The organism is Algoriphagus aquimarinus (genome assembly GCF_007997215.1).
GTDB classification, from domain to species: domain Bacteria; phylum Bacteroidota; class Bacteroidia; order Cytophagales; family Cyclobacteriaceae; genus Algoriphagus; species Algoriphagus aquimarinus_A.
This window is the reverse complement of the sequence record NZ_VORW01000022.1, coordinates 21,365-48,085: the sequence shown is the minus strand read 5'-3', so window position 1 is coordinate 48,085 and position 26,721 is coordinate 21,365. Positions and strand designations below refer to the sequence as shown.

Below are 26,721 nucleotides of genomic sequence, written 5' to 3'. Positions count from 1 at the left end.
ATTTATAACTAATTCGATCAGGGATGTTTTTGCTTTTGTGGGTTTACACTTTTGTCGGCTTTTATCCGGTCAGCCAGGATACAATTCCCTTAGCGGAAGTGGAAGTGTATGCGCCAGCTTTGGATCGATTTGCCCAAGGGCAAAAAGTGATCAGCTGGGAAAAAGCAGAATTGGAAGATTTCCAAGGCCGCTCACTTGGAGACATCCTGCAGGAGCAATCTCCAGTTTTCGTCAGGCAATATGGGGCTGGAATGATCGCTTCCCCATCTTTTCGTGGTACATCTGCTGGACATACAGCAGTTTTTTGGAATGGACTTCCGATCAATAGTCCTTCGCTTGGCCAAAGTGATTTGTCCATTTTGCCTATTTCCTCTATCGATCAAGTGAGTTTGCAGTTTGGAAATGCAGGTGCACTTTTCGGTAATGAAGCCATTGGGGGATCTATCCATTTGGGCACAAATTCCGAATTCGGAAAAGGTCTTCAAGCAGGTATTACTCATCAGACCGGAAGCTTTGGCTTATTCAACACGAACCTATTTGCAGGGTTTTCCTCGAAAAATTTCAGTAGCAAAACCAAAGTCTACCGTGAGTTTTCGAAGAACAATTTCCCCTACAAAGACCTCGGACGAATAGGGACGCCAGAAGTAAAAGAAGATCATGCACAGTTTGAGCAGATCGGAGTTGTTCAGGATTTGGCCTGGAACCTGAACTCCAACAATCAGTTTAAAACTGCTTTTTGGTGGAATAAAACCAATCGGGAAGTTCAGCCGGTAATGGGTTCAAAAACGAAAGATGTGCAGGAAGATCAGGCTTTTCGAGCAGTGATTGACTTCTTTCATTTTGAGGAAAAGTCTGTTTGGAATCTGAAAACTGGTTTTGTGAGAAACGAGCAACTTTTCAATGCCAGTGAAAACAACAGTACGCAATACTTCGTAGCAGGAGATTGGGATCAGGAGATTTCTGGCAAATGGACTTCTAAACTAGGTGCTAGATACACGCTGACGAAAGGAGATCTAAGCACTTACAAAGCTGATGATGAACGAATCGAATTGTACCAGAGTACGAAATTTTCAGCCACAGAAAATCTATCGTTTGCCATAAACCTTCGCCAATTAGTTTATTCAGGCACCTTCGCTCCATTCACTCCAAATCTGGGAATGGATTGGAGCTTTTGGAATACAAATACTCAGTCCTTGCTACTGAAAACTTCCATAGGAAAAGGCTTTAAGGTTCCCACGCTTAATGATCGATTTTGGAATCCCGGAGGCAATCCCAATCTACTACCAGAGGAAAGTCTGAGCGGAGAAGTTGGCTTGAATTGGAGTAAAAAGGGAGACCTCAATTGGACTCAAGGCTTGACTTATTACAAAATGTCGGTGGATAATTGGATCATTTGGCTACCAAAAGGAAGTGTCTGGACTCCTGAAAACATCAAAAAAGTCAGTAATCAAGGGTTAGAATACCAAGGGAGTTTGAACGGTCATCTCGGTTTGTGGAAATGGGAATTGGCCACATCTTACACCTACTCCAAAGCTGTGACAACCAAAGGCACGGATGAGAATGACCAGTCCATAGGCAAGCAGCTACCATATACTCCGCAGCACCAGGCCAATGCAAAAGTGCAAGTAAAAAAATCAGGATTCACCAGCTCGATCGGGACTTTCTTCGTGGGAGAAAGATCTGTCACGGCTGACAATCCTCGCATGATGCCCTCATTTCAGCTATTCAATTTCGGGCTAGGCTACGATCAACTTACTCTTGGCAAACTCCAATTTCCTCTAAGTTTTCAAATCAACAATATTCTCAATACAGACTATCAAGTGCTCTATCTGAGAGCCATGCCTGGAAGATCCTATCAATTTAACTTATCAATATTTCTATGAAATCGAGCCTGCCTAAAGGAGGCAGACAGGCATGACACAGTCAGCAAACACTGATGATTATCAACCATGCGAGATTCCCTGTCCGACTGGCATCAGCCTGGCGGGCATATGGCCTTTAAAAAACAAATTATAATCATATGAAATTAAACCAACTACTCGGGGCATTAGCCCTTATCTCTGCATCCTTTGCCTGCTCTGACAGTGGTGAGGAAAAACCTTTAGGCAAATACAACAACGGTATTTTGATCATGAACGAAGGTAACTTTGGGACCAATGATGGAGAAGTCTATCATCTGAATCCAAATACTGAAGTACTTCTTCCAAATATTTTTGAAGCTGAAAACCTTAGACCTTTTGCTGGTTTATTGCAAGACCTGGTGCTTGAGTCAGACAGGTTGTATTTGGTAGCAAACACAGGAAAAGTAGAAATCGTTAATCCAGCAGATTTCAAAAGTTTAGGTGCTGTTTCCGCAGAATTGGATCAACCAAGATCATTAGCTGTGAATGGAAGCAAGCTTTTCATCAGTGATTACGGTCCTTATGACGCCAGTTATGCTACACCAGATTCCTATGTAGCTGTAGTAAATGGCCTTGATGGTGGAGTAGTTTCGAAGAAAATCCCGGTTTCAAACAAACCTCAAGATCTTTTCTCCTTTGGAAACTACATCATTGTTGCTGGCTCAGAAGAAAACAAAATTGAAATCATTGACGCAACTCAGGAAGCTGTGATCACCACAATTAACCTGGAGGCTTCTCCTCGGCAGTTCTATGCTGAAGACGGAATTCTTTGGGTATATGCAGTGGCAGCAGATGAGGTGATATTCTATACTGTAAACCTAAGTAGCTTGACTCTTGGCAACACCTATACTGTCCCTGTTACCAATGCTACAGGCAATATCGCTTTTAATGGTGATGACGAAATGTATGTTTTGACTAGCTCAGGATGGCCTGATTACAATGACACCGTGTTAAGCATTGACATCAACGGAAGTACTTCCACCGCTACTCAACTGATGACTGGATCAGGCTTCTACGGAATCGGATTTGACGACAACTTAAATCAAGTGTATGTAGCTAATTCAAATGGTTTCCAAGGTAACGGAACGGTAACTGTTCTTTCTGAAACTGGTTCGGTTATCCGAAGCTTCGAAGTTGGAAGAGGCCCTTCTGGGTTTTTGGTTTACGGAAATTGAAAAATTGAAAGATTCCAAAATTGAAAAATTAGGCTCTGGTGAATTCAGTCAGTGACTCTTATAGAATCTTCAATTAAGTAATTAAGATCTGTTTGGCCGCGGCTTAACTCGGCCACCAAAGCTGCTAGAATTAGGAGGGATGAAAAGGAATGCTATTATGTCGCATTCCTTTTCATCCCTGCTTTACTTAAAAATGTAACCGGTCCCCGAGTAAGGTAGAGTGGACTATTTCCTATAATTATACAAGCCGTTGGGATTGATTTCTCATCGGCTTTTTTTGCTTTGTCAATCTCATGATTGACGATCATCATTCTTCAAAATCGTCCTTTTGTGGATTACAATCCATAAAACTCACCCAAGTATCACTTATTTCCACCTCACGATCCCCCCCAAATCCTGTAGCTCAAATTCCAGCTCAGTGTATCCCATCACATAAGGCCCAATCTCGTAGGGTATATAGGTCAGATGAAATTTCTCGTCTTCATATCCCATGGCATTTGGGAGAAAAAAACCTGTTTCTGACAAAAAGAACCCAGCTTCCTCCAATGACTTCCCTTCTGCCACCTCATGATGTTTTCGGAATGCCTTTTCGGTAATTTCCAGCATCTTTTTTTCATCCAATACCACTCGATCAATACTCAAATACTCGCCTGATTGCTTATCAAAGTTCATGTAGTAAACACTGGAATTAGGATGTGCTCCTCCTGAAAAATTGAATTCTGTAAACTTAAAACTCAGTGTACTATCAGATTCATAAGTCTTCTCTACGTTCACCTCAATGGACCAACCACCAGGAGCATCTGGGAAATCAGATTTAAATTCTTCGTAAGAATTCAAATAATCATTTGCTGCAGAATCTAGATTGATATAGGTCTTATCCTGCTGAAAGTATGCTAACAATTGAAGCTCTATTTCCTCATTAATTAAGGAAGCTGCAGGTACATTTTCAGCTACTGGCCAACTCACTTCAACTTTTGCACAATTATCATCGATGCATCTTTCCGAGGAGAAAGTCTTTTTGCTAAAAGTAAGTTGCGTTTCCCTTTGCTCAGAATTGTTGCAGGCAAAGAAAAGGACGGTAACTATGAAGACTAGGTATTTCATTAAGCTTTACTTTGGATTGAAAAAAGTATCAATTAAATCCCTCGCCAAAGACAAAGGACTGAGTTCCCCATTTTCAACAAGTTTGCGATTTTGGCCGAGTATTTCTTGCACTTGCTGATGTTCCATGAAGAATTTACCAAGTAAGAACTGAAGGTTTTCATCAAGCCATTTCAACCGTTGAGCGGCACGATTTGAAGTCCAAAAACCCGACGCTTGCATCTGGAGATTGTATTTCTGAATCATTTCCCAAATATCACTCAACCCTTCCTTTGTCAAGGAAGAAGCTGTCATTACGGGAGTTGACCAATTATTTTGTCCTATCGGAAAAAGATGAAGTGCATTTTGATAAGCTGACTTTGCCTTCTTAGCATTGATTTGATTTTCGCCATCGGCCTTATGAATCACTAAGCCGTCAGCCATTTCCATGATGCCTTTTTTGATCCCCTGTAGTTCGTCTCCAGCTCCTGCCAGCATCAGCAAAAGAAAGAAATCCACCATGCTTTTCACAGCAGTTTCAGATTGCCCCACTCCCACTGTCTCAATCAAAATCACATCAAAACCTGCCGCTTCACAAAGTAGCATCGCTTCTCTAGTCTTAGACGTCACCCCTCCCAAGGTTGTGCCTGTTGGGCTAGGACGGATAAAAGCCCGTTTATCTCCCGCCAACTTTTCCATGCGGGTTTTGTCACCTAGAATACTGCCTTTGCTTTTTTGACTGGAAGGATCTACAGCTAATACTGCAACCGACTTCCCTTGCTCTACAAGTAGCTGACCGAAAGCTTCTATAAATGTGCTTTTCCCAACTCCAGGAACTCCGGTGATTCCAATCCTAATTGAATTCCCAGTAAATGGCAAGACTTCCTGTACTAAGTCAGATGCCAAAGCCAAGTCACTTTCCAGCGAGCTTTCTGCTAGTGTTATTGCTTGGCTGAGTTTCGTTCTATCGCCAGAAAGAACTCCTTCTTTGTATTCCTGTAGGGTAAAGCGTTTTCTCATTTTGCGTAGCCATCAGTAAAACTCACATCTCCCATAGGGCTCTTTTGATAGGTAGCTATTACAGAAGTCTGCAAACTTTGTATGAAATAGGGGTCAGTCGGCGATAAACTGATCTCCTGATTCACTTCTTTGGTGAAAAAGAAAACCACCGTCCTGCCATATTTAGTATGCGGCATAGCATCTCCGTATTCCTGCATCCAATCCATAGAAGTGTCCAATGCAGATACAGCATAAACCCGTACGACTGGCCCAGTATTATTCTCATTTCTATAGCTTGACAACTCCTTGTACTTCCCTTCAAACCGCTCGATTCCAGGCTGTGAAAGAGAATCCAAGGATATATATACTACAAGTCCAGCCACTATTATGGCGATAATCCAGAAAATGATTTTAGAGCTTTTCAAAATTTAGGTGCGGTTATGAAGTTTAGGCCTTAATTTAGCCGAAAATCCCGAGAATGACCTTCGAGTATCTCAAAGCACTTCACATCATTTTTGTAGTCACCTGGTTTGCAGGGCTATTTTATATCGTTCGATTATTCATCTATCAGACTGAAGCAATGGAACGCCCTGAGGCGGAGCGAAAAATCCTCAAACCTCAGCTAGACTTAATGGCTTCACGCCTTTGGTATATAATCACCTGGCCATCTGCAGTACTTACATTGATCTTTGGCACTTGGGTTTTGAGCCAGCGCATGGGCTATTTAGAAATGGGCTTTATGCATGCCAAACTCGGCTTTGTATTCCTGCTCTATTGCTATCATCTCTGGTGTCACAAACTCTTCAAAGAACTGCTAGCTGGGCGAACTAGATGGACCTCCACACAGTTGAGGATATGGAATGAAGCATCCACACTCCTGCTCTTTGCGATCGTGTTTTTGATTGTCCTGAAAAGCACCTTGAGTATGGTTTGGGGATTGGCAGGGCTGATTACACTTGGAGTGACCCTGATGCTCGCTATCAGACTTTACAAAAAATTTAGAAATTAACTCTTAATTAGTATGCATACGAGGTTTTCGATTCTCTCTCTTCTTCTGATTTCATTATTATTTTCTCAGTGTAAACCTGCGGGAGAAAATAGCACGCCGCTTCCAAAACTTGGAAATTGGCATGTGGACGAAAAAACAGTGGACGGGAAAGTGGTTCAGGATACAGTTTATCACAAAATCGCAGACTTTTCCCTTACAAATCAAGATGGAGAAACCATCACAAATGCATCAGTAAATGGTAAGGTTTACGTAGCTGATTTCTTTTTCACTACTTGCCCTACTATCTGCCCTATCATGAAAAAAGAAATGCTTCGCGTATATGAGGCATTTGGAGACAATCCGAATTTTAAAATCCTGAGTCATACCATTGATCCTAATCATGATACGGAAGTGGTATTGAAAGATTATGCTCAGAAGTTAGGAATAGAGAACTCTAAAACCTGGAGCTTCTTAACAGGAGATGCTGAGAAGATTTATGAATTAGGACAAACCAGCTATATCACAACTGCCCAAGCCGATCAAACTGCCGCGGGTGGATTTCTACATAGTGGAGCTTTTGTATTGGTAGATCAAAATGGTCATATCCGTGGTGTTTATGATGGCACGAAAACGGATCAAGTAGATCAATTGATAAAGGATATTCCAAAGATTTTAGGAGAATGAAAAAGTATCTGATCCTCTTACTTTTTGCGACAGCATGCAGTCCAAAAAACTCCAACGAGGATAACACCCTTTCCCAAATAGAAGACCCTGAGGTGATGAAATATGCAGTAGATGGCAAAACTATCTACGAAAATCACTGTGGAAATTGCCATCAAAATGACGGCTTGGGACTTGGTAAGTTAATCCCGCCGCTTCGAGACGCAGATTATTTTCAAGAAAGTGTCCATCGTACCGTTTGGATTATGAAGCACGGTCAGGAAGGTGAAATCGAAGTAAATGGACAGGTATATAATCAACCCATGCCTCCGAGTCCTCAACTCACTCCTTTAGAAATCTCCCAAATCAGCACGTATTTATACAATATCTGGGGTATGAGCGAGGGAAAAATCACTTCTAAGCAGATTGAAAAATATTTACAGGAAAAACCTGAGCTCTAATTATTTTAGAAGGTCATCAGCTTTTGTTAAGGCTGTTTTCATTTCGACATTGACCTCAGATACTAGTATCATCTGAGTATCAAGGTATTCTTCAAGCTCTTCTTCAGATTTCCCTTCGTCCAGCTGCTCATATTGGTGCATCCACTCAAACATTGCTTCATGAGCATGGTTGAGATCGTAGGCAAGTGCTTTATACTTTTCTACTGCGACTGAATCCACCACTTCTTGACTTTGCAATTCTTTCGCCTTCTCAAGAGCTTTCCGTTCAAGTGACTTGAGCTGCCCCATTTTAGGCATTACTTCATCATGCACAGCAATAACCTCAGCTCTGAGTATTTCATTCTCGCTTGGACCACTCGGACCACAAGCGTATAATAGTGTAAATGAGGCTAAAATTAAATATAGAATAGTTCTCTTCATGATTAAACTGTTAATTCACGGCAAAGTTACTATTATATCTAATGATAGTATTATAAAGTACGATGATATTAGTAGGTGATTTATTCAGCCAGAGCTGTTAATTTTAGAAGCTCTTTAATACAAACACTATGAAACCATTTTGCTTTGCCGACGGGCAAATTATTTCTACGGAAAAAGCCAGCATTCATCCGATGGACTTAGGATTAATCCGTGGATATGGGATTTTCGATTTTTTCCGAACGGTCAATTTCAAGGCTCTTTTTCTAGATAGCTACTTAGACAGGTTTTTCGCATCTGCTGAAAAAACCTTTCTACCACTGGATTATTCCCGTGCTGAACTGAAAACTGTTATTCAGGATTTGATCGAAAAAAACCATCTCAAAGAAGGTGGAATTCGAATGGTATTAAGTGGCGGGGTTTCTCCAAATCACTTTTCCCCCGCAAAAGGAAAGCTATTCATCTTTGCGGAATCACTGATTTTTCCAGCTCAAGAGAAATATGAAAAGGGAATCAAATTGCTCTCTCTAGAGTACGTAAGGCCAATTGCTGAGATAAAAACAACCAATTATGCTTTTCCTGTTTGGGATAGTATGCGATGGAAAGATGCTGGTGCTGAAGATGTACTATATCATATGAATGGTATCATCAGCGAGAGCTCCCGAAGCAATTTTTTCATCGTAAAGGATGGAGTCATCAGCACGCCAGATGTTCATGTACTCATGGGGATTACCCGCAAGCACATCATCGAGTTGGCTGGAGATGTGCAGATCAGGCCGATTAGCATGCAGGAGGCTTTGAATGCTGACGAGGCTTTTATTACCAGTACCACCAAAGTGCTACTACCAGTAACTCAAATTGATGATCATGAAATCGGAACTGGAAGACCAGGGCCTGTTTCACTTGATCTTCTAGCGAAATTCAGAGAATTGGAGAAGGAGCTTTGTTACTAGAATTGCTTGGAAGTCGGGAAGTTGGAAGTTTAACCAATACGCAATTTATACTCTAGGCTACTTAGAGGATTTTCATGTGTGCGAGTTGGATGGCAGTCTAAAGACTGCATTTGTTTAGGTCCAAGTCATGAGACTTGAACCAAGTTGAGCTTATGGACACACTATTTATCACAATTACCCAGCCCACCAGGCTGGGCTAAAATATTCTGGGCTTTCAGCCCTCTTGAGTACAAGGCCAAACCATAATTTATCATTTCTGCGAAAGACTCTGCGAATCTCAGTGGTTAAAAACCTTAGAACCCCCTCTTAATTCACCAGCGTAGCATTCGTCATGATGTACATCAGCTTCTCGGGATCCTTGCTATTCAAGGTGAGAGTGCCGCGAACGCGAACCCTATTAGAAGTGTATTTGATAGGAGAAGCCATATCCACTTCCATCACTGTCTCTGGTCCACCAGAACCACAGAAGAAGCATTCCGCCAAAGGCAAACTCGAAAGGATAATGTGCTCAGGCTTGAACATTCCCTCGAAAGGAATAATGTAACCGTCGGCCTCCACTACTTTGCCCTCCATCTTGGTGATATTTTCTGAAAACACAGGAACATAAAGCTCTCCGTACTGATCTTCAGAGATTTTATAGGTCACCTCAGTAAGGTTTTTCCACACATTGGTGCTTTGTGCCAAAAGGGTAACTTGTCCCAAAATCGTCACTAGAATTGCCAAAACGGCTATTTTTAACTTGTTCATATATTCGGGTTTTAAATCAGCGCTAGTTAAGCCTTTGTCAATTGCTTTGCAATACTTGTTTGATAAGCTGCAAAAGCTGGGATAATAGAAGCCAAAACTCCCACCGTTAACGCATAAACTACTATCCAAAGTTCTTGCTTGAGGAAAATCCAAGGCTGAAGCGAACCAACTACCCCTTGTTCATTCTGCGAAATAATCACAGAAAGGAAGGTATGCCCGAGTAAGATCCCTAAGACTGCTCCCATAAATGTCAGCATGATTCCTTCCAGAAAAATCAACAACAAAAGCTGCCCTCTGGATGCTCCTATAGCTCGCAGAATCGCCAGATCGTACTTTCTCTCCTTAAGTGAATTATAAAGCGCGATGAAAATCCCAAGTCCCGAAATCCCAATAATCACCATAGCAAGTCCTTGCAGGAGAGTGATTCCCACACCAAGTAGTTCAAAAAGTCTAGACATCTCAAAAGACGGAGAAGCTGCCTGCATAGAAGTGCCGGAATTGATCAATCGAGGAAGCTGAATGGCTGCCATCGGATTCCTGTATTGGATCAGCAGCGTAGTCAAATCCCTGGATTCGGAAGTTTTTGGAAAACCTTTTACAGCAACTGAATCCTGAAGTTTGATCATATGATGCTCTTCCTGGTTAGTTGTAGAATCAGCAGGTTCTGCCTCTCCTTCATCGTGCGTGTACCAGATAGATTCCACACTCGTCAAAATCAAACGGTCGAGCACATTCCCTTTACGTTCCAATACACCCACGACTTTAAATTTATTCGCATCATGCTCATGACTTCCTACACTTATGCCATGACTTCCCAAGAACTCATCCCCAACTTTATATCCAGACTTACCAGCGACTTCAGCACCTAAAACCACTTCAAATGGCTTTGTCCATAGTACTCCACTTTGCATTTTGGCTTCATAGAGTGCAGGATAATCGTGATTTGTACCTACGATTCTAAACCCTTGATAATTGTCTCCCAATGCCATAGGAATGATATTCTTCACTAAGCGATTTCTGGATAGCTTCTGTGCTTCGTCCATCGGGATATTTCCAGTGGGAAAATCAATATGATATACGCCCGCAAGAATCAACTGAAGTGGACTTCCTTTCGCTCCCACGACCAAATCTATCCCAGCAGCATCCTGATTCATTTTCTTCTCAAACTGATCCTGAATTAGTAGCAACACTGTGATAATAGCCAATCCAAGCGCTAGCAAAAACACATTCAAACCTGTGGAAAGAGGTCTGAATGTCAAATATTTCCAACTTAGTTTAAATAAATTCATGAGGCTTGTACTTCTACAAAATTGGGGATATGGGCCTTCACGCGCTGGTCGTGCGTGACGATGATCAATGCCGCACCGATCTTAGCTGCTTGAGTTTTCAGAAGACTGATGACTTTCTCTGTATTTTCATCGTCCAAGCTAGAAGTAGGCTCATCCGCCAGAATTAACTTCGGACTATTTGCCAACGCACGGGCAATGGAAACACGCTGCGCTTCTCCTTCACTTAGGGTCAAAACCGAAGATTTAGCCTTTTCACTTAAACCCAACTCCGCCAACAACTGCCCAATATCCTGTCCTTTTTTCTTACTGAAAAAATGAGCCATTTGAAGATTCTCTTTCACATTCAAGGCTGCCAGAAGATGCGGTTTTTGAAAAATTATTCCTATCTCTTTTCCACGAAACAAATCCATTTCCTGACCCTTCATACGTGCAAAGTCCTTAGTAGCTAAAATAACCTCTCCAGCCTTAGGCTTGAGCAATCCAGCCAATAAATTCAAGAGCGTAGTTTTCCCTGATCCAGATTTCCCCAGCACAAGCAAACTTTCGCCTGACGCTAAAGAAATATCAGGAAAAATCAGCGTTTTTTGACCAGGATGACTGTATTCTAATTTTTTTGATTCAAAAAGCATAATTAACGTACAGGGATTTCTACTCTAAATGTGGTGCCATTTTTAGAGCTACTTTCAAAGGTGATTTCTCCCTTCAATACGTCCATACATTTCTTCGCTATAGAAAGGCCTAATCCAGAGCCCTCTACTATTCCTACATTTTTTGCCCGGAAAAAACGATCAAAAAGCTGGCTCTGCTCTGAAACTGGAATACCTATGCCGGAATCCTGAACTACTCCAAACAGCTTGCTATCCTTAAATTCCAGCTTGAAATTCACTTCTTGTCCGTCCTTAGAATATTTCACACTGTTGGATAGAAGGTTTTCGAAAATCTGATACAAAAGCTCGCTATCCGAAGTAATTACCTTTGGCAGATTGATCAATTCAGATTTGATTAACACATCATTTTCCATTCCTGCCCTTACCGTATCCAGCACCTCTTTGACAAAAGCTCCCAAAAACATCTTTTTAGGTTTATACTCAATCTTGTCGGCATCAGCTTTACCAAAAAACAACACGCTAGTAAGAAGATTATTCAATGCTCTCACAGAATTCTCGATCTTGAAAGCATGCTTTGTAATCTTCGGCTTGAAAGGATGATCTTTTTCTGCATAGATCTGAAGCAATTGGGCTGAGCTCAAGATAGAAGTCAAAGGCGTTTTGAATCCATGAGAGACATTCAATACAATTCTAGACTTCAATTCATTGATTTCCCGCTCCTTTTCCAGCGCTTTGGTAAGTTCTCTATTGGCATTATACAGCTCAATTGTACGCTGCTCTACTTTTTCTTCGAGCTCATTATTGAGCTTTTGTAGTTCTTTTTCCTTACGGTCTTTATAGATCGCCAATTCGATCACCATATTCAGCTCTCGGATATTGAATGGTTTGATGACGTAAGCGCTAGGATTGGTACCAACCACTTTGTTAAGTGTCTCAGCATCAGAACTTGCACTCAGGTAAACCACGGGAATATCATATTTTTCATTGATGATTTCGGTGGTTTTTATCCCGTCCAATTCACCAGACAAATTGATATCCATCATCACCATATCGGCGTAATTTTCAGACAAAATCTCAAGAGCTTTTTCTCCAGAATCTGCTATTCCAAGAATTTCGTGTCTGTTTTTCTCGAGTGCTCGCTGAAGCAAAAGTGCTGACACTGCGTCATCTTCAACGATGAGAATTTTAAGGCTAAACATAGATCAAAATGAATGTGATAAATCTAATTATAGTCGAAAATATAAAAAATATGCATCTGGTAAATAGAAATAGGTCATTTGCTTTACAAATGGGATGAAAGATGATCCTTAGGAATATTTCCTGTCCTCCTATTTTCATCGACCGCCCTTCATGAGAATGCAGTCATTATCAAAGAATAGTCGAATTCCCAGCATATTGTTCTTCTTTTCTTTTGTGGGTGGTGGGTTTATTATATTTTTGTGCCAAACTATAGAAATCGCATCATGAGTGTACTAGTAAATAAAAATTCCAAGGTGATCGTACAAGGTTTCACCGGGTCTGAAGGTTCTTTCCACGCACAGCAAATGATCGAATACGGTACTAACGTAGTCGGCGGTGTAACTCCTGGCAAGGGAGGCTCGACTCATTTGGAGAAGCCTGTTTTCAATTCTGTAGAAGAAGCAGTTCAAAAAACTGGTGCAGACACATCTATCATTTTCGTACCACCGGCTTTTGCTGCTGACGCGATCATGGAAGCTGCTGATGCTGGCATCAAAGTAATCATCGCTATCACTGAAGGTATTCCTGTAGCTGATATGATGAAAGCTAAGCCATATATTATCGAAAGAGGTGCAACGCTTATTGGCCCTAACTGCCCAGGAGTAATCACTCCAGGTGAAGCTAAGGTTGGTATCATGCCAGGTTTCGTCTTCAAAAAAGGCAGAATAGGTATCGTATCGAAGTCAGGAACTTTGACTTACGAAGCAGCTGATCAAGTAGCTAAAGCTGGCTTGGGAGTTTCTACTGCGATCGGAATCGGTGGAGATCCTATCATCGGAACATCTACGAAGCAAGCTGTACAATTGCTAATGGAAGACCCAGATACTGACGCGATCGTGATGATCGGTGAGATCGGTGGTAACTATGAAGCTGAAGCAGCTAAGTGGATCAAAGAAACTGGCAACAAAAAGCCTGTAGTAGGTTTCATCGCTGGTCAAACTGCTCCTGCTGGACGTAGAATGGGTCACGCTGGTGCTATCATCGGCGGAGCTGATGATACTGCTGCTGCCAAAATGAGAATCATGAGAGAAAATGGAATTCACGTAGTAGATTCTCCAGCGGAGATCGGAGCTACCATGGCAAAAGTCTTGGGCGTGAATGCGTAATAATTGTTAGATGCCCGATGCTAGATGTCGGGTGTTTAAAAACCGCTTCGATTAATTTCGGAGCGGTTTTTTTTTGTGTCATATAACAGCTGAAAATCACGTTTTAAAGGCTGAATAAATACGTGCCTTCTAACATAAAAACAGGAAAATGCGAACAAGATTCTAGCTCGTTTGAAACTCCAAAAAACAAGTTTATTAAAATCGGGGAAACTGAAACGTTATGTAATTGGAAGTTAGAAATGGAGAATGATTGATAAAGTAATCAACCGGCAATCCCCTCCCCCGGTCTGTGTCTTCACCGACAGGAATTATTACAAAGAAAACTAGTGGGCTGTGGGGACACATAATACTTCGACATTAGCGGGCTGTGGGTACACAGACCACGGCTGCGAGAATAATTGATAAGGCAACCCGCTAACGATTTAGTGGTTCTCTGTACACCAAAGCTGTACCAAAAACGAAATCCCGACTCTTTGCAGAATCGGGATTTTGTTTTGTTCGGTTAGTGGAGACACTTACTTCGCCGACATTTACGATCGCCCCACTCTCTGATTAATCTAGTCCAGCTTCTGGAAAAGAAGGATAACAGGAATTACTGAGTTCTCTGCGAAAGCTCCGCGGTTAAAAAAATCATTTCCTCATTTTTTTATAGGCATTGATCAAGCCATTCGTAGATCCATCGTGAGCAGTGATTTCTTCGTCTCCATGAAGCTCAGGAAGAATGCCAGATGCCAAAACTTTCCCTAGCTCTACTCCCCACTGATCAAAGCTGAATATATCCCAAACCACGCCCTGCACGAAGATTTTGTGCTCATACATCGCGATCAATGCACCCAACGTATAAGGAGTGATTTCCTTTACCAAAATTGAATTTGTAGGTCGGTTGCCTTCGAAAACTCTATGCGGAGCGATTTCTTGAATTTGCTCAGCAGACTTACCCGCAGCTTTCATTTCTACTTTCACATCTTCCAGAGACTTTCCTTTCATCAAGGCTTCTGTCTGGGCAAAGAAGTTGGAAAGCAACTTCTGATGATGATCTCCGATAGGATTATGAGAAATCGCCGGAGCGATGAAATCACAAGGGATCAAATGCGTGCCCTGATGAATCAATTGATAAAAAGCATGCTGACCGTTGGTACCGGGTTCACCCCAGATAATCGGGCCAGTAGTATAATTCACCTTTTCTCCTGAGCGACTCACATACTTGCCATTGCTTTCCATATTTCCCTGCTGGAAATAGGCTGCAAATCTATGCATGTACTGATCGTATGGAAGGATTGCCTCAGAACTTGCTCCAAGGAAATTGGTATTCCAGATACCAATCATCGCCAATACAACCGGGATATTTCTATCAAACTGAGTATGACGGAAGTGATTATCCATCGCATGAGCACCTTTCAGCAATTTCTCAAAATTGTCAAAACCGATGGTACAGGCAATCGGCAAACCAATTGCAGACCAAAGAGAATATCTTCCCCCTACCCAATCCCAGAACTCAAACATATTTGCGGTATCAATTCCAAATTCGGCTACCGACTTGGCATTGGTAGATAGCGCTACGAAATGCTTGGCTACGGCTGAATCAATTTTCGCATGCTCCAAAAACCAATCACGCGCTGAATGCGCATTAGTCATAGTTTCTTGCGTAGTGAAAGTCTTGGAGGCGATAAAGAACAAAGTCGTCTCAGGATCTACTTTCTTCAAGGTCTCTGCTATATGCGTTCCATCCACATTCGATACGAAATAGCACTCGATATCTGGATTCTTAAATGGCTTCAAGGCCTCAGTCACCATCACCGGACCAAGATCAGATCCACCGATACCGATATTTACCAGCGATTTAATTGGTTTTCCAGTATAGCCTACCCACTCTTTATTTTGAATTTTGTCTGCGAAAGTCTTCATCTTTTTCAAGACAGCAGAGATATCTTCCATGATATTATGTCCATCCAGATAGACTGATTCATTAGCCGGATTTCTAAGCGCGGTATGCAATACAGCTCTTCCCTCGGTGACATTAATAGGCTTTCCTGTAAACATATCTTCTATCGCCACATGCAGTTTGCACTCACGTGCCAGATCAAAAAGTGCATCCAGAATATCAGGATTCAGCCTATTTTTAGAAAAATCCACCAGAATATCTTCCATCGTAATGCTCAATCTATCAAAGCGCTCCCGCTCATCGAATTGAGAAAGTATGGTCATGTCTTTATTATCTTCAGCAAGTTGCTGTAATCTTGCCCAGGCAGGTGTGGTGGTTGGATTAATTGCGTTCATTGGTTCTTATTTAATAGGAATGAGTCACAAAATTAAGGTTTATCTTCTGGGATAAAAGGCTTTTATACTACTTGCCTATCTGCATTCTTGAATGCTAGAATACAGAAAATGATTTCAAATTATAAAAAGATTAGTTAGTTTCGAGAAACATACAATCTAGGCTCCAATCATGGTTTTCAAGTGTAAAGTGCTAATTAGCTTATTCTTTTTCACGTCCATAGTGGCGCAATGCCTTATCGCTCAAGAAAGGGTAATCATCAAATTAGACGGAGGTATGACTCCTGTTCTTAATGAAAACTTTGGAACACATAAATACAATCAGATTATAACAACAGGAAAAGACAGCTCATCCATTTCCAAAATATACGATCTCAAAAACCGACTAATTAGTCAGACCAAAGAGAAATACAACGAGGAGTTGGGATACAATGAGGCAATTATTTCCAGCTATGACACGCTCCAGAATTTAATTTCCAGTGAAATTAAAAATGTGGATAATGGGAGTTTTGTCAGGGTTTACTTGGATGAGGAGAAGGTGGTTACAAGGTTAGAGTTTACAAAAGGAGAAAGTAATGGAGAAAACTATAAACTCTATATGGGAAAATCAGAAACGCCAATTGCTATAGGCCCGACCAATCCAATGGATCCTTCCCCTTCTTTTGAGCAAGAGGAGTTTTTTAAGTTTCTTTCCCAAACCCTGCAATATCCCAGTCAGGCGCGTTCTGAAAGGGAAACAGGTACTGCAATAGTTGCGATCGAAGTAAATAAAAATGGTGAAGTAATAAGTTATCATTGTGAAAATGAGGATTCAATTCATCCATCCTTATCCAAAGAAGCAATAAGAGTGATTAAAAAATTCGACCCCCAATTTAATCCAGCTTATGGAATATTTGGAGAGCCCGTAGCAGGTACATTTAAAATTCCTATCAGGTTTAAATTAAGCTAGCAAGAATATCATTTTTCCAGGTAAATTATTAGTTTATAATTTCAACCACCTTAATTAGTTTCCAGTGAGATTAAAAACCACTCTACTTCTTATCGTCCTCAGCTCCTGCATAAGCTTAAGCCTATTTGCTCAAGGCAGGGAGATAACAAAGCTTGATAGATTTTATCGAATATTAACAGAAGGGCAGGATTCATTGCATGCTTATAATAGAATCTCAACTATGGGAAAGGATAGTTCCAGAATCGAGAAGATCTATGACCTTCAAAACAGAATGCTCCAAAGTTCCAAAGTTAGCTTCAATGAAGAATTAGGCTATAATGAACTTGTAGAAGAGCGATTTGACACTACCCAAAACAGAAAGAGTATCAAGTACTTGAATTTAGATAATGGCAAATTTTTCAGCTACTACTTTAAGAGTGGAGAACAGGTGTCATCCTTAGAATTTGATGGGGAAAAGACCTACAAACTCTTAGGAAAAGATATGAAAGAACCATTAATTACGGAATACGACCCTCTTACATTAACTCCCAAATTCACTGTAAAAGATCGTAACGACTTTTATATACAAAATTTAAAATACCCCTCACAAGCAAGGCTAAGAGGAGAGCAAGGAGTTGTGAAATTGCTTCACCAAATAGATGTAAACGGGAAAGTAAAGAGTCGCGAAATTTTAGATCCCGAGGAAACATCATCAATTCTGCATGAAGAAGCAATTCGATTATCTGAGCTCTATGATCCACAATTTTATCCTCATTATGATGTCTACGGAGAGCCTAAAGAAGGCGTATTTGTAATGCCTACAGTATTTAGATTATCCAGCAGCAGGACAGTCTTCTCTAATTAAACAAATCATTCATAACCAACAAAACCCGCCATTTCTGACGGGTTTTGTTTAGTTAAAGGCTAGATTAAAAACCGAAACGATAGGCAATGAGATTGCTTCCCCGATTCATTGGGGTAGGCTGTACCTACCAATGACAGATTGATTTGCGGACACGAAACGCCGGTCAGTCCGAGCGGAGTCGAGGGCATTAATTTTACCTGTTATAAAAGGGGCTTCGATTTCGAGACTCTCGTCTCTCAAGTGCTCAGCCTGACACAGTCATCACTCTTTTGTGAATTCTAAATTTTTCTTATTCGCAATGACGTCACCACAGCTCAACTTCAATCGCAGCCTGCACCAGTCATCCGACACCAAACACCCAACTCCCCTAATCCTTCAAGAAATCCCTCAACACGTAATTCAAAATGCCTCCGTGCTTGTAGTAAGCAATCTCTACTTCTGAATCCAATCTTGAAAGCACTTGGATTTTCTTCTCCTGAGAATCAGAAGTGACAATTACCTCGAATTTCTGACCTGGAGTCAATCCTGATTCAATTCCAACAATGCTGAATTCCTCTTTGCCTGTTAAGCCCAAGCTCTCGGCAGTTTCTCCTGGCAAGAACTGAAGTGGCAAGACGCCCATACCCACCAAATTGCTTCGGTGAATACGCTCATAGCTTTCTGCAATCACAGCTTTGATTCCTAATAAGGTTGTGCCTTTTGCTGCCCAGTCACGGGAAGATCCCGAACCGTATTCTTTGCCCGCCAAGACTACCAGAGGCACATGTGCTGCCTGATATTTCTCCGAAGCTTCGAATACAGACATTTCCTCATTGCTAGGAATATAAGTTGTAAAACCTCCCTCTTGTGTACTGAGTTGGTTTTTGATACGAACATTAGCAAAAGTACCACGAACCATCACCTCATCATTTCCTCTTCGCGAACCGTAGGAATTAAAGTCCGGACGCTCTACTCCTCGTCCGTTCAGGTATTTTCCCGCAGGAGTATCTGGTCGGAAAGATCCTGCCGGAGAAATATGATCCGTAGTGATCGAGTCACCCAGTTTCAAAAGAACTCTCGCGTTTGTAATGTTTTTAGGTTCTGGCACCTCGGTAGAAATTCCTTTGAAAAATGGAGCTTCTTTGATGTAGGTACTGCTTTCGTCCCAAGGATAGATTTCTCCTTCGCCAGACTGCAATTCTTTCCAGATATCATTTCCTTCGAAGATCTCGCCGTAGCTTTTCTCATAATCATCCGGCGTAAGGACTTTTTTCGCAACCTCAGCTATTTCCTCATTAGTTGGCCAGATATCCTTCATATATACTGGTTCCAAATTAGGATCATAGCCCACCGGCTCATTGTACAAATCCACATCCACACGTCCTACAAGAGCATATACTACAACTAGCATAGGCGACATGAGGTAGTTCATTTTCACTTGAGGATGCACACGGGCTTCAAAGTTTCTATTTCCGGAAAGAACCGAAGCTACAACCAGATCATTATCCTCCACCGCTTGCGCAATGTGTCTTGGAAGAGGTCCTGAGTTGCCAATGCAGGAAGTACAACCGTAACCGACGGTATGGAATTTCAAGGCTTCTAAGTCCTCAAGCAAGTCTGCCTTTTCCAGATAGTCCGTTACCACTTTCGATCCCGGAGCCAAGGAAGTTTTCACCCAAGGCTTCACATCCAATCCCAATTCCCGTGCTTTCCTAGCTACTAAGCCAGCTCCAAGCATTACCGATGGATTGGAAGTATTGGTACAGGATGTAATAGCTGCGATGACGATAGAACCGTCATACAATTCAAATTTCTCGTTATGAAGATCTACAGATACGGTCTTCAACCCATTTTTAATCATGGTTTTGATCTCTGTTTCTGCAGGTGCTTGTACGCCTGATTGATCTTCTGTTTGTCCTCCTCCTTCTTCAAGGAATCGGCCCAGCTCTTCTCTTTTATCTATTGGAATGTATTGACGACCATGCATTGACTCCAACAACTCCCCAAATTTTGGTTTGAAATTCCTCACCAAAATCTTATCCTGCGGACGTTTTGGGCCTGAAACTGTCGCTTCGACCGTTCCCAAATCCAATTCTACCACAGAACTGTAGTTGATCAGATCTTCGTCTTTTCTCCATAGCATATTGGCTTTGCAATAATCCTCCACCAATTTAATCTGATCTTTAGGGCGGTTTGTCTTACCCATGTAATCAAGTGTACGATCATCAATTGGGAAATAAGTCACTGTACAGCCAAATTCCGGAGACATATTGGAAATGGTGGCTCTGTCAGGAACGGAAAGATGATCCAGACCTGGCCCGAATACCTCCACAAATTTCCCTACTACACTATGTCTTCTCAGCAATTCGGTAATGGTAAGCACCATATCCGTAGCGGTCGTTCCTGCAGGCAATTTGCCTGTCAATTTTAAGCCAACTACCTCTGGCATGATAAAGTAGATTGGCTGACCTAGAATGGCCGCTTCAGCTTCTATTCCTCCCACTCCCCAACCAACTACTCCTATACCATTCACCATCGGTGTATGCGAATCTGTTCCAACTAGCGTATCTGGAAAAACTAAACCATCGCGTTTGATTACTCCTTGAGCTAGGTATTCAAGGTTTACTTGGTGGCAAATCCCCATTCCTGGAGGCACCACTGAAAAATTATTAAAGGTCTTTTGAGCCCACTTAAGGAATTTGTATCGCTCAGAGTTTCGCTCGTATTCTACTTCTACATTTCGCTGATAGCTATAATTCGTTCCAAAGTAATCTACCTGTACTGAGTGATCAATCACTAGGTCCACTGGAATCAATGGATTGATAGCGCTTGGATTTTTACCTTTCCTTTTCGCTTCAGATCTCAAAGAAGCAATATCCACTACGGCTGGAACTCCTGTAAAATCCTGCATCAGAACTCGAGCAGGCTTAAAAGGAATGTCTTTATCCGAAGGATTAGGCGACCAATTCAGTAAGGTCTCCAAATGTTCCTTGGTAATAGCGAAGTCATCGAAACTCCTTAACGCATTCTCCAATAAAATCCTGATAGAAAAAGGTAAATGCTTTACCGGATGGCCAGAAGCTTCAAGCTTCTCTAAGCTCCAATAGGTATGATCTCCTTCTGAGGTTTTAAGAGTAGATTTAATCTGGTATGGGTCTTGGTTCATGATAAAAAGGGGATTTAGTAAAAAAAAGGAATCAAAGTAATAACTCTAAATTGGGAGTTTGAATTCCATTGGCGCCCAAGTTGAGTCCCAAAGTCTTGCCAAAAGACCAAAGAGAATTATCATCTTTAATTTAACTTAAGAAAATCAAACTTCTACATGGGGCTATACATACTTCGATTCTTTAGCTTTTTTTTTATACTAGCAACTTTTTTTCCATTGATCAAACTTGACTTCTGGTGGATAAGGATATTTGATTACCCAAGGCTTCAAAAGCTACTTATCACCCTTTTCTTGATGGCCGTATGGATTTACCCATTCACTCCTCCTTTGGATACAGAGTCTGTTATCTGGGCGTCACTACTCCTAATATGTGCCATCTATCTGGCTAAGAAAGTGTGGCCATTTACTCCTTGGGCAAAAAAGATGATCGATTCAGTCCCGTACAAGGACAAAAATGGGATTCATATTCTGGTAGGTAATGTATACCAATACAACGAAAACTATCATAAAGCGGTAAGCCTCGTACAATCAACTACTCCTGATCTAATCTTCTTTGTAGAAACAGATAAAGCATGGGAAAATGGACTTTCCGAAATAGAAAAGGATTATCCTACGCAGATCAAACTCCCAATGGATAACACGTATGGACTGCTCCTTTATTCCAAATTGGAAATTCAGAGAAAAGAAATCCATTACCTAATAGATGAGGAAATCCCATCATTGGAACTTGATATTAAACTTCGAAATGGGCAATTAATTACCATTTACGCGATTCATCCGACCCCACCAGTCCCTGGAGAGAATGAAAAAAGTACTGATAGAGATGCGGAAATCCTTTTAGTGGGGAAAAAATCAAAAGAAAATCACTTGCCTTCTCTGGTAATAGGAGATTTGAACGATGTGGCCTGGAGTTATACCACAGAATTATTTTTGAAAAACTCAGAGATGGCTGATCCACGCCGGGGAAGAGGGCTATTCAATACTTTCCATGCCAAGGTGCCTTTGTTCCGCTGGCCGCTGGATCACATCTTCTTAAGCAAGGATTTTGGTCTTGGAGGTATGAAAGTAGAAAAGGGAATAGGTTCAGATCATTTCCCTATTTCACTGAAAGCAGTATTAACACCGACAAACGATACTGACACGATCAAAGCCAATGGGGATGAAAAAGAAGAAGCCCGCGAAAAAATTTCCCGCGGGCTCAATGATGAAGATTAAATACTTTTAATTATTCTCCTTAGCTTCTTCCTTTTTCTTACGCTTGAATCCTTTATTGAATGGCCAAGTGTACTCAAGGGCATCCATTCCACGGTTCAAGTTATAGGTAGCTGAATCAGCATTCTCAAGCGTACTTTTAAGGCTTTTTGCAAATTCAGGGTCATTTAAAAGCATTCCTACAGAGTTATTAGGATCGTTAAATTTGTCTGTGATTGTACTTAGTTTTTGAGTCATCTCCTCAGAATTGGCTGCAGCTTCTTTGAGGCTCTCCATTGATTGTCTTAGGTCAGCGGCCATGGTAGTATCTGTCACCAAGTCATTGAATAGATTGCCTTTTTGATTCAATTTAGATGTGAAGCTGTTCAATTCATTAATCATTCGATTACTATTGACTGAAGCTTGATTGAGGTTTTTCACAATGGCACGGAAGCTTTCTGCAAGCAGAGAATCAGTCAGAGCAGCTCCTACCATACCTTCGCCCTCTGCTAGCTTACTAGTCAGGTTTTTAAGATTTCCAGTGATTTCAACCAGATTTTCATTATTCACCTGAAGTGTCTCCATCATCTTGTCCGTATCCAAAGGCATAACTGATTCTAACCTATCTCCGTCCACTACAGGGGGCGCTAAAGTAGTTCCGCCGTAGATCACAATGATTTTATTACCAATCAAGCCATCAGAGCTAATAGTAGCCTTAGAATCCTTTCTGATGAATTCCACCACTTCTTCCTCCACGTTCATTTCTATTTCCACTTGGGAATCTCCATAGAAATTGATTTTGCGGACAGTACCTATTTTCACACCGGAAAACCAGATGTTGTTTCCAGTCTGTAGACCTCCGATATCATCGAAAACAGCCTTAAGCTGAATCGCCTTTACAAATTTTTTCTGCTGGCCTCCAAGTGTCAAAACACCCGCAACCAGAATTGCTATGCCAATGAAGACAAAAATGCCTACCATGACTGATCTCTTATTTTCCCCTCTCATGAGTTGATAAAATTATAATCGTAAAATGATTTTATGCGTTTGTCTTCTGCGTGAGGAAAAACCTCTTCAAAAGTTCCGACAGCGTCAAACTGTCCATCCAATAACACTGCCACGCGATCCCCTGTATCTTTGGCACAGGTTAAATCGTGGGTGATGACGATGGATGATGTATTATATTCTTCTCTTACTTGTATAATCAAGTTATTGATATCTCCGCAAGTAATCGGATCCAACCCTGCTGTAGGCTCATCGTAAAGCATGATCTCAGGCTCCAAAATCAACGTACGCGCCACACCAATTCTTTTCTTTTGTCCTCCGGAAAGCTCTGAAGGCATCTGATTGATAGACTGAGGAAGTCCCACACTTTCTAGCAATCCTTCTATTTTCATGGTAATCTCTTTCTTAGTTAGATTCTTTATGTTTCTCACCAAAGGAAATTCCAAGTTCTCTCTAACTGTCATACTATCATAAAGCGCTGAGTTTTGGAATGAAAAACCAATTCTCAACCTCAACTCATTCAGCTCTCTGGTTTTAAGCATAGAAACTTCTTTGCCTAACACACTCATTGATCCAGAGTCCTGCTTCAGCAGTCCAACCATGATTTTGATCAATACTGACTTACCTGAGCCAGACTTACCTAGTACCACTAGATTTTCACCTTTGTAAAGGTCCAGATCAACTCCTTTCAATACATCCAAGTCACCAAAAGACTTCTCCAAACCGCGAATTTCTACAACCTTCTCTTCCATGATTAAAATGCTCGGATTGCGTTTACGATCTGAAGAACCAATAGCTCTTCAATAAATATCAGGAACATAGCCATAACCACCGCTGCATTTGCAGCACGTCCAACACCTTCTGTTCCTTTAGATGAATTATACCCTTTGTAGCAGCCTACTATCCCAATAGTAAAGCCAAAAAGCAATGCTTTCAGTACTGAAGAAATAATATCTAGGAAACTTATCGCTCCAAAAACCTCTACAAAAAAGGTGATAATACTTACATTTTCATTTGCACTCACACTGAGAAACGATCCCATTAATGCTACAAAATCCGTGAACATTACCAACACCGGGATCATAAATGTAGTTGCCAACACCCTAGTAACTACCAAGAATTTAAAAGGATTGGTAGCCGACACTTCCATCGCGTCGATTTGCTCAGTTACTTTCATGGATCCTATCTCTGCCCCTATACTAGATCCCACCTTACCTGCTGCTATCAAAGCAGTGACCAGAGGTCCCATGGCACGAACTACTGCTATGGAAATAAGGGATGGAAGCCAAGAAGTAGCTCCGAAGTTGGCAAGAGAAGGTCTGGATTGATTGGTGAAAACGATCCCCACAATGAATCCAGTCAAAGCAATTAGCGGCAACGACTCCACCCCGATGCGATAGCACTGATGAATAACCTCCTTAAATTCATAAGGCGGTACAAATACCTCTTTGAAGAATCGCCTAACAAAATTCCAAGCGTCCGCCAGTCCGGTAAAAAACTTATCTATTTTCTTTGAAAGCAGGGGCTTTCTGTCTTCTGCTTTTTCAGTCATACATTCTTTATGATGGCTCGAAATTAATTAAATTATTCAAAAGGATAGTTCTAATATACTTCAAAGTCCGAGGATTGATCTTAAGTCTGATTCACTTAAAGGTTTTTCAAAAATCTCACTGATTCTCTTGTCGGAATTTGCCCGTTGTATTTGCTCATTTTCAACAGATCCAGACTGCAAAATAACGACCGAATCTGGACTCACTTTTTCAACCTCATCTACGAATTCCCACCCTGTCATTTCGGGTAAATTTAGATCTACTAAAAGTAGATCCACAGATTCAGTTTTCAGGTAATCCAATGCCTTACTCGGTGTGTCGAAATAAACAAATTCAATTCCTGAATTAATTTTCAAAAGCCTCTTCTCCACTAATATCTTTTGAATCCTGTCATCGTCGAGTAAAAGTATTTTTTTGATCGGGATAGATTTCATTCTGAGAAATTCGGAAATGATGTATATGATTTGAAAATGCTAAGATTAAAAAAATCTGAATCAAAATTCCATTGTTGCCCCAACACACCTGTATCTAATACAGTTCGATATCCGTCAAAAATTCAATTTTTCTCTCGTAAACACTTTCAAATACTAATTCCTAAAGTCGTCGCTCCAGCTATATACAAACTCATTACTCATCTCTATATTTAGTCCTGTCTAATCTTTTTAGCTTAGACAAATTACGAGAACACTAAACCAGACTTAATTCACATAAAATCAACTAGTTAATCCACCTCTAGCAAAGTAACACTTACTAAGGTAGTATGCGGAAAGTATGGATTTGAAAAAGCAGCAGTTTAACTACCGATTTCATCAACAGTAGATTGTTCTGCAAATAAATCGGCCTAACCCTACACCGAAACAGGATAGGTTTTCAGTTATTTTACCGAAAAATTTATCCGCATAAATGAAGTGAGTAGCTTAGCCTAGAAAAATATCTAGTTTTCAATTCACACCATTTCCATTGTAAATCCCACATCAATTTGATATAAATGAAGGCCATAAAGATGAATTGGACAGGACAGTATTTACCAGTAAATGGGTGGATTTCTTAGGCAAAAATTTTACAGTTTTAACCTTTAGTATACTCATATCTTCGGTCATATAGATGAATAATTATTCATATCACCCACAGAAATGAACCTCATTTCGCCCCTGAAAGGTCCCACTATGGGGATCAGGATGGATGTATAAATTACCGGTTTTGATCTACTGAAGCCCTCAATCTGAATGCTCCATGTGGCAACTTTAAATAGAGTTTCAACCTCTGTAATATGCCTCATTTTTATTCTGCTGGACAGCTCTAAATTTAGCCTACTAGTCCTATCCCAACCGAAAATTTATGCCTTGCAGATTATATGTTTTATCGGTCTCTGCTGACCATCGCTGAATACAAAAAAGAGAGAAATTATGATCGTCTGACTTGGTAAATATGATTGCCTTGACACTCTTATCTACGCTGCCTGCTAATCATAAAACACAGTGAAACCTTCCTATATCTTGGATACATCCTCCCAGCTTTTTGTCAACTTTGCGCTACCCTCACTACCGACTAGTATCGTAGTAACAATCATAAACTTTCCAATAAAAGAATTTAATATCAAGAGAGAAACCAGCTTCCCTATACTCTGAAAAATGCTAAATTGGTATAACTCTAACCCAACAATTACCACGTTGATATGAAAAAACTATTCTTATTACTGCTCATCATATGTTCCGCTAACTACTACTCTTTTGCCCAAACTGCTAACTATGATGAAACGCTGGCTAAAGAAGTGGGTGCAGATGATTACGGAATGAGAAAATACGTGATCGCTTTCCTATACAGAGGTGACAAAGTGGATGAATATACCGAACAAGAACGTACAGATATCCAAGCTGGACACATGGCAAATATTAATCACTTGGCTGAAAAGGGACAACTAGTAATAGCTGGGCCTTTTTTCGGAAATGAGGAACTGCGAGGACTTTTTTTCTTTGCTGTAGAAAGCCTAGAAGAAGCTCAGAAACTTACAGAATCCGATCCAGCCATCAAGGCTGGCGTACTCAAAATGGATCTTAAGGAATGGTATGGGTCAGCCGCACTGATGCTGATGTCAGATATGCACACCAAGGTAGCGAAGGTAAAGATCTAGCCCTTGGTT

The 26,721-nt window shown here is 41.0% G+C and carries 25 protein-coding genes; 11 read left to right on the top strand and 14 right to left on the bottom strand.

Features of this window, described 5'->3' with window-relative positions; all coding sequences use genetic code 11:
• Positions 1–23 precede the first annotated feature (23 nt).
• Both ESV85_RS19420 and ESV85_RS19415 read left to right on the top strand, forming a co-directional pair.
• Positions 24–1,883 (top strand): TonB-dependent receptor, encoded by a 1,860-nt coding sequence (locus tag ESV85_RS19420; RefSeq protein WP_146920580.1) that lies wholly within the window; start codon positions 24–26, stop codon positions 1,881–1,883.
• A 137-nt stretch (positions 1,884–2,020) separates the two neighbouring features.
• Complete coding sequence (locus tag ESV85_RS19415; protein ID WP_146920578.1) at positions 2,021–3,076, top strand: YncE family protein; 1,056 nt, start codon at positions 2,021–2,023, stop codon at positions 3,074–3,076.
• Between the two features lie 366 nt (positions 3,077–3,442).
• On the opposite strand, the gene ESV85_RS19410 is transcribed toward ESV85_RS19415, so the two are convergent.
• Genes ESV85_RS19410 through ESV85_RS19400 form a run of 3 tightly spaced genes read right to left on the bottom strand, consistent with a single transcriptional unit; the run spans position 3,443 to position 5,580 of the window.
• Positions 3,443–4,180, bottom strand: a complete 738-nt coding sequence (locus ESV85_RS19410) for a DUF3298 and DUF4163 domain-containing protein (protein WP_146920576.1) — start codon at positions 4,178–4,180, stop codon at positions 3,443–3,445.
• A 6-nt stretch (positions 4,181–4,186) separates the two neighbouring features.
• Entirely contained in the window at positions 4,187–5,176 is a 990-nt protein-coding gene (gene meaB / locus ESV85_RS19405; RefSeq protein ID WP_146920575.1) for a methylmalonyl Co-A mutase-associated GTPase MeaB, read from the bottom strand.
• A complete protein-coding gene (locus ESV85_RS19400) occupies positions 5,173–5,580 on the bottom strand; it encodes a hypothetical protein (protein WP_146920573.1) in 408 nt (135 codons plus the stop codon). Before ESV85_RS19400 ends, meaB begins: the two co-directional genes overlap by 4 nt.
• Before the next feature lie 53 nt (positions 5,581–5,633).
• Here ESV85_RS19400 and ESV85_RS19395 point away from each other — a divergent pair, with 53 nt between their 5' ends.
• From ESV85_RS19395 to ESV85_RS19385, 3 genes are read left to right on the top strand one after another with little or no spacing between them, the layout of a single operon-like run.
• On the top strand, positions 5,634–6,164 hold the full coding sequence (locus tag ESV85_RS19395) for a CopD family protein (protein WP_146920571.1): 531 nt from the start codon (positions 5,634–5,636) through the stop codon (positions 6,162–6,164).
• Positions 6,165–6,176: 12 nt separating this feature from the next.
• Positions 6,177–6,827, top strand: a complete 651-nt coding sequence (locus tag ESV85_RS19390; RefSeq protein ID WP_146920570.1) for an SCO family protein — start codon at positions 6,177–6,179, stop codon at positions 6,825–6,827.
• On the top strand, positions 6,824–7,264 hold the full coding sequence (locus tag ESV85_RS19385; RefSeq protein WP_146920568.1) for a c-type cytochrome: 441 nt from the start codon (positions 6,824–6,826) through the stop codon (positions 7,262–7,264). The genes ESV85_RS19390 and ESV85_RS19385 overlap by 4 nt, the downstream gene beginning before the upstream one ends.
• Here the strand turns inward: ESV85_RS19385 and ESV85_RS19380 are convergent, their stop codons facing one another.
• On the bottom strand, positions 7,265–7,684 hold the full coding sequence (locus ESV85_RS19380; protein WP_146920566.1) for a hypothetical protein: 420 nt from the start codon (positions 7,682–7,684) through the stop codon (positions 7,265–7,267). It lies immediately after the preceding gene.
• A gap of 128 nt (positions 7,685–7,812) precedes the next feature.
• Between ESV85_RS19380 and ESV85_RS19375 the strand changes: the two genes are divergently transcribed.
• On the top strand, positions 7,813–8,634 hold the full coding sequence (locus ESV85_RS19375; protein ID WP_146920564.1) for an aminotransferase class IV: 822 nt from the start codon (positions 7,813–7,815) through the stop codon (positions 8,632–8,634).
• Between the two features lie 306 nt (positions 8,635–8,940).
• Here the strand turns inward: ESV85_RS19375 and ESV85_RS19370 are convergent, their stop codons facing one another.
• From ESV85_RS19370 to ESV85_RS19355, 4 genes are read right to left on the bottom strand one after another with little or no spacing between them, the layout of a single operon-like run.
• A complete protein-coding gene (locus ESV85_RS19370) occupies positions 8,941–9,381 on the bottom strand; it encodes a hypothetical protein (protein WP_146920562.1) in 441 nt (146 codons plus the stop codon).
• Between the two features lie 26 nt (positions 9,382–9,407).
• Positions 9,408–10,670: an ABC transporter permease gene (locus tag ESV85_RS19365; RefSeq protein WP_146920560.1), complete on the bottom strand. Its 1,263-nt coding sequence runs from the start codon at positions 10,668–10,670 to the stop codon at positions 9,408–9,410.
• Positions 10,667–11,299 (bottom strand): ABC transporter ATP-binding protein, encoded by a 633-nt coding sequence (locus ESV85_RS19360; protein WP_146920558.1) that lies wholly within the window; start codon positions 11,297–11,299, stop codon positions 10,667–10,669. Before ESV85_RS19360 ends, ESV85_RS19365 begins: the two co-directional genes overlap by 4 nt.
• Before the next feature lie 2 nt (positions 11,300–11,301).
• The gene (locus tag ESV85_RS19355) at positions 11,302–12,477 is read right to left on the bottom strand and encodes an ATP-binding protein (protein WP_146920557.1); all 1,176 of its coding nucleotides are present in this window, start codon (positions 12,475–12,477) and stop codon (positions 11,302–11,304) included.
• A 264-nt stretch (positions 12,478–12,741) separates the two neighbouring features.
• Between ESV85_RS19355 and sucD the strand changes: the two genes are divergently transcribed.
• Entirely contained in the window at positions 12,742–13,623 is an 882-nt protein-coding gene (sucD, locus tag ESV85_RS19350) for a succinate--CoA ligase subunit alpha (RefSeq protein WP_146920555.1), read from the top strand.
• A 630-nt stretch (positions 13,624–14,253) separates the two neighbouring features.
• Here the strand turns inward: sucD and pgi are convergent.
• On the bottom strand, positions 14,254–15,900 hold the full coding sequence (gene pgi / locus ESV85_RS19345; protein WP_146920553.1) for a glucose-6-phosphate isomerase: 1,647 nt from the start codon (positions 15,898–15,900) through the stop codon (positions 14,254–14,256).
• Between the two features lie 169 nt (positions 15,901–16,069).
• Here pgi and ESV85_RS19340 point away from each other — a divergent pair, with 169 nt between their 5' ends.
• On the top strand, positions 16,070–16,846 hold the full coding sequence (locus tag ESV85_RS19340) for an energy transducer TonB (RefSeq protein ID WP_146920551.1): 777 nt from the start codon (positions 16,070–16,072) through the stop codon (positions 16,844–16,846).
• A gap of 64 nt (positions 16,847–16,910) precedes the next feature.
• Entirely contained in the window at positions 16,911–17,690 is a 780-nt protein-coding gene (locus ESV85_RS19335) for a TonB family protein (protein ID WP_146920549.1), read from the top strand.
• A gap of 367 nt (positions 17,691–18,057) precedes the next feature.
• Here the strand turns inward: ESV85_RS19335 and acnA are convergent, their stop codons facing one another.
• The gene (gene acnA / locus ESV85_RS19330) at positions 18,058–20,835 is read right to left on the bottom strand and encodes an aconitate hydratase AcnA (protein ID WP_146920547.1); all 2,778 of its coding nucleotides are present in this window, start codon (positions 20,833–20,835) and stop codon (positions 18,058–18,060) included.
• A 216-nt stretch (positions 20,836–21,051) separates the two neighbouring features.
• On the opposite strand from acnA, the gene ESV85_RS19325 reads away from it, so the two are divergent.
• Positions 21,052–22,050 (top strand): endonuclease/exonuclease/phosphatase family protein, encoded by a 999-nt coding sequence (locus tag ESV85_RS19325; RefSeq protein WP_223276050.1) that lies wholly within the window; start codon positions 21,052–21,054, stop codon positions 22,048–22,050.
• A gap of 6 nt (positions 22,051–22,056) precedes the next feature.
• On the opposite strand, the gene ESV85_RS19320 is transcribed toward ESV85_RS19325, so the two are convergent.
• The 4 genes from ESV85_RS19320 to ESV85_RS19305 are packed head-to-tail and all read right to left on the bottom strand — an operon-like array spanning position 22,057 to position 25,015.
• Complete coding sequence (locus ESV85_RS19320; RefSeq protein WP_146920543.1) at positions 22,057–23,034, bottom strand: MlaD family protein; 978 nt, start codon at positions 23,032–23,034, stop codon at positions 22,057–22,059.
• Positions 23,031–23,783, bottom strand: coding sequence for an ABC transporter ATP-binding protein (locus ESV85_RS19315; RefSeq protein WP_146920541.1), 753 nt, complete (start codon positions 23,781–23,783; stop codon positions 23,031–23,033). Before ESV85_RS19315 ends, ESV85_RS19320 begins: the two co-directional genes overlap by 4 nt.
• A gap of 2 nt (positions 23,784–23,785) precedes the next feature.
• Entirely contained in the window at positions 23,786–24,583 is a 798-nt protein-coding gene (locus ESV85_RS19310) for an MlaE family ABC transporter permease (RefSeq protein WP_146920539.1), read from the bottom strand.
• A 60-nt stretch (positions 24,584–24,643) separates the two neighbouring features.
• Positions 24,644–25,015: a response regulator gene (locus tag ESV85_RS19305; protein WP_146920537.1), complete on the bottom strand. Its 372-nt coding sequence runs from the start codon at positions 25,013–25,015 to the stop codon at positions 24,644–24,646.
• Between the two features lie 1,241 nt (positions 25,016–26,256).
• On the opposite strand from ESV85_RS19305, the gene ESV85_RS19300 reads away from it, so the two are divergent.
• Positions 26,257–26,712, top strand: coding sequence for a YciI family protein (locus tag ESV85_RS19300; protein ID WP_146920535.1), 456 nt, complete (start codon positions 26,257–26,259; stop codon positions 26,710–26,712).
• Positions 26,713–26,721: the final 9 nt, after the last annotated feature.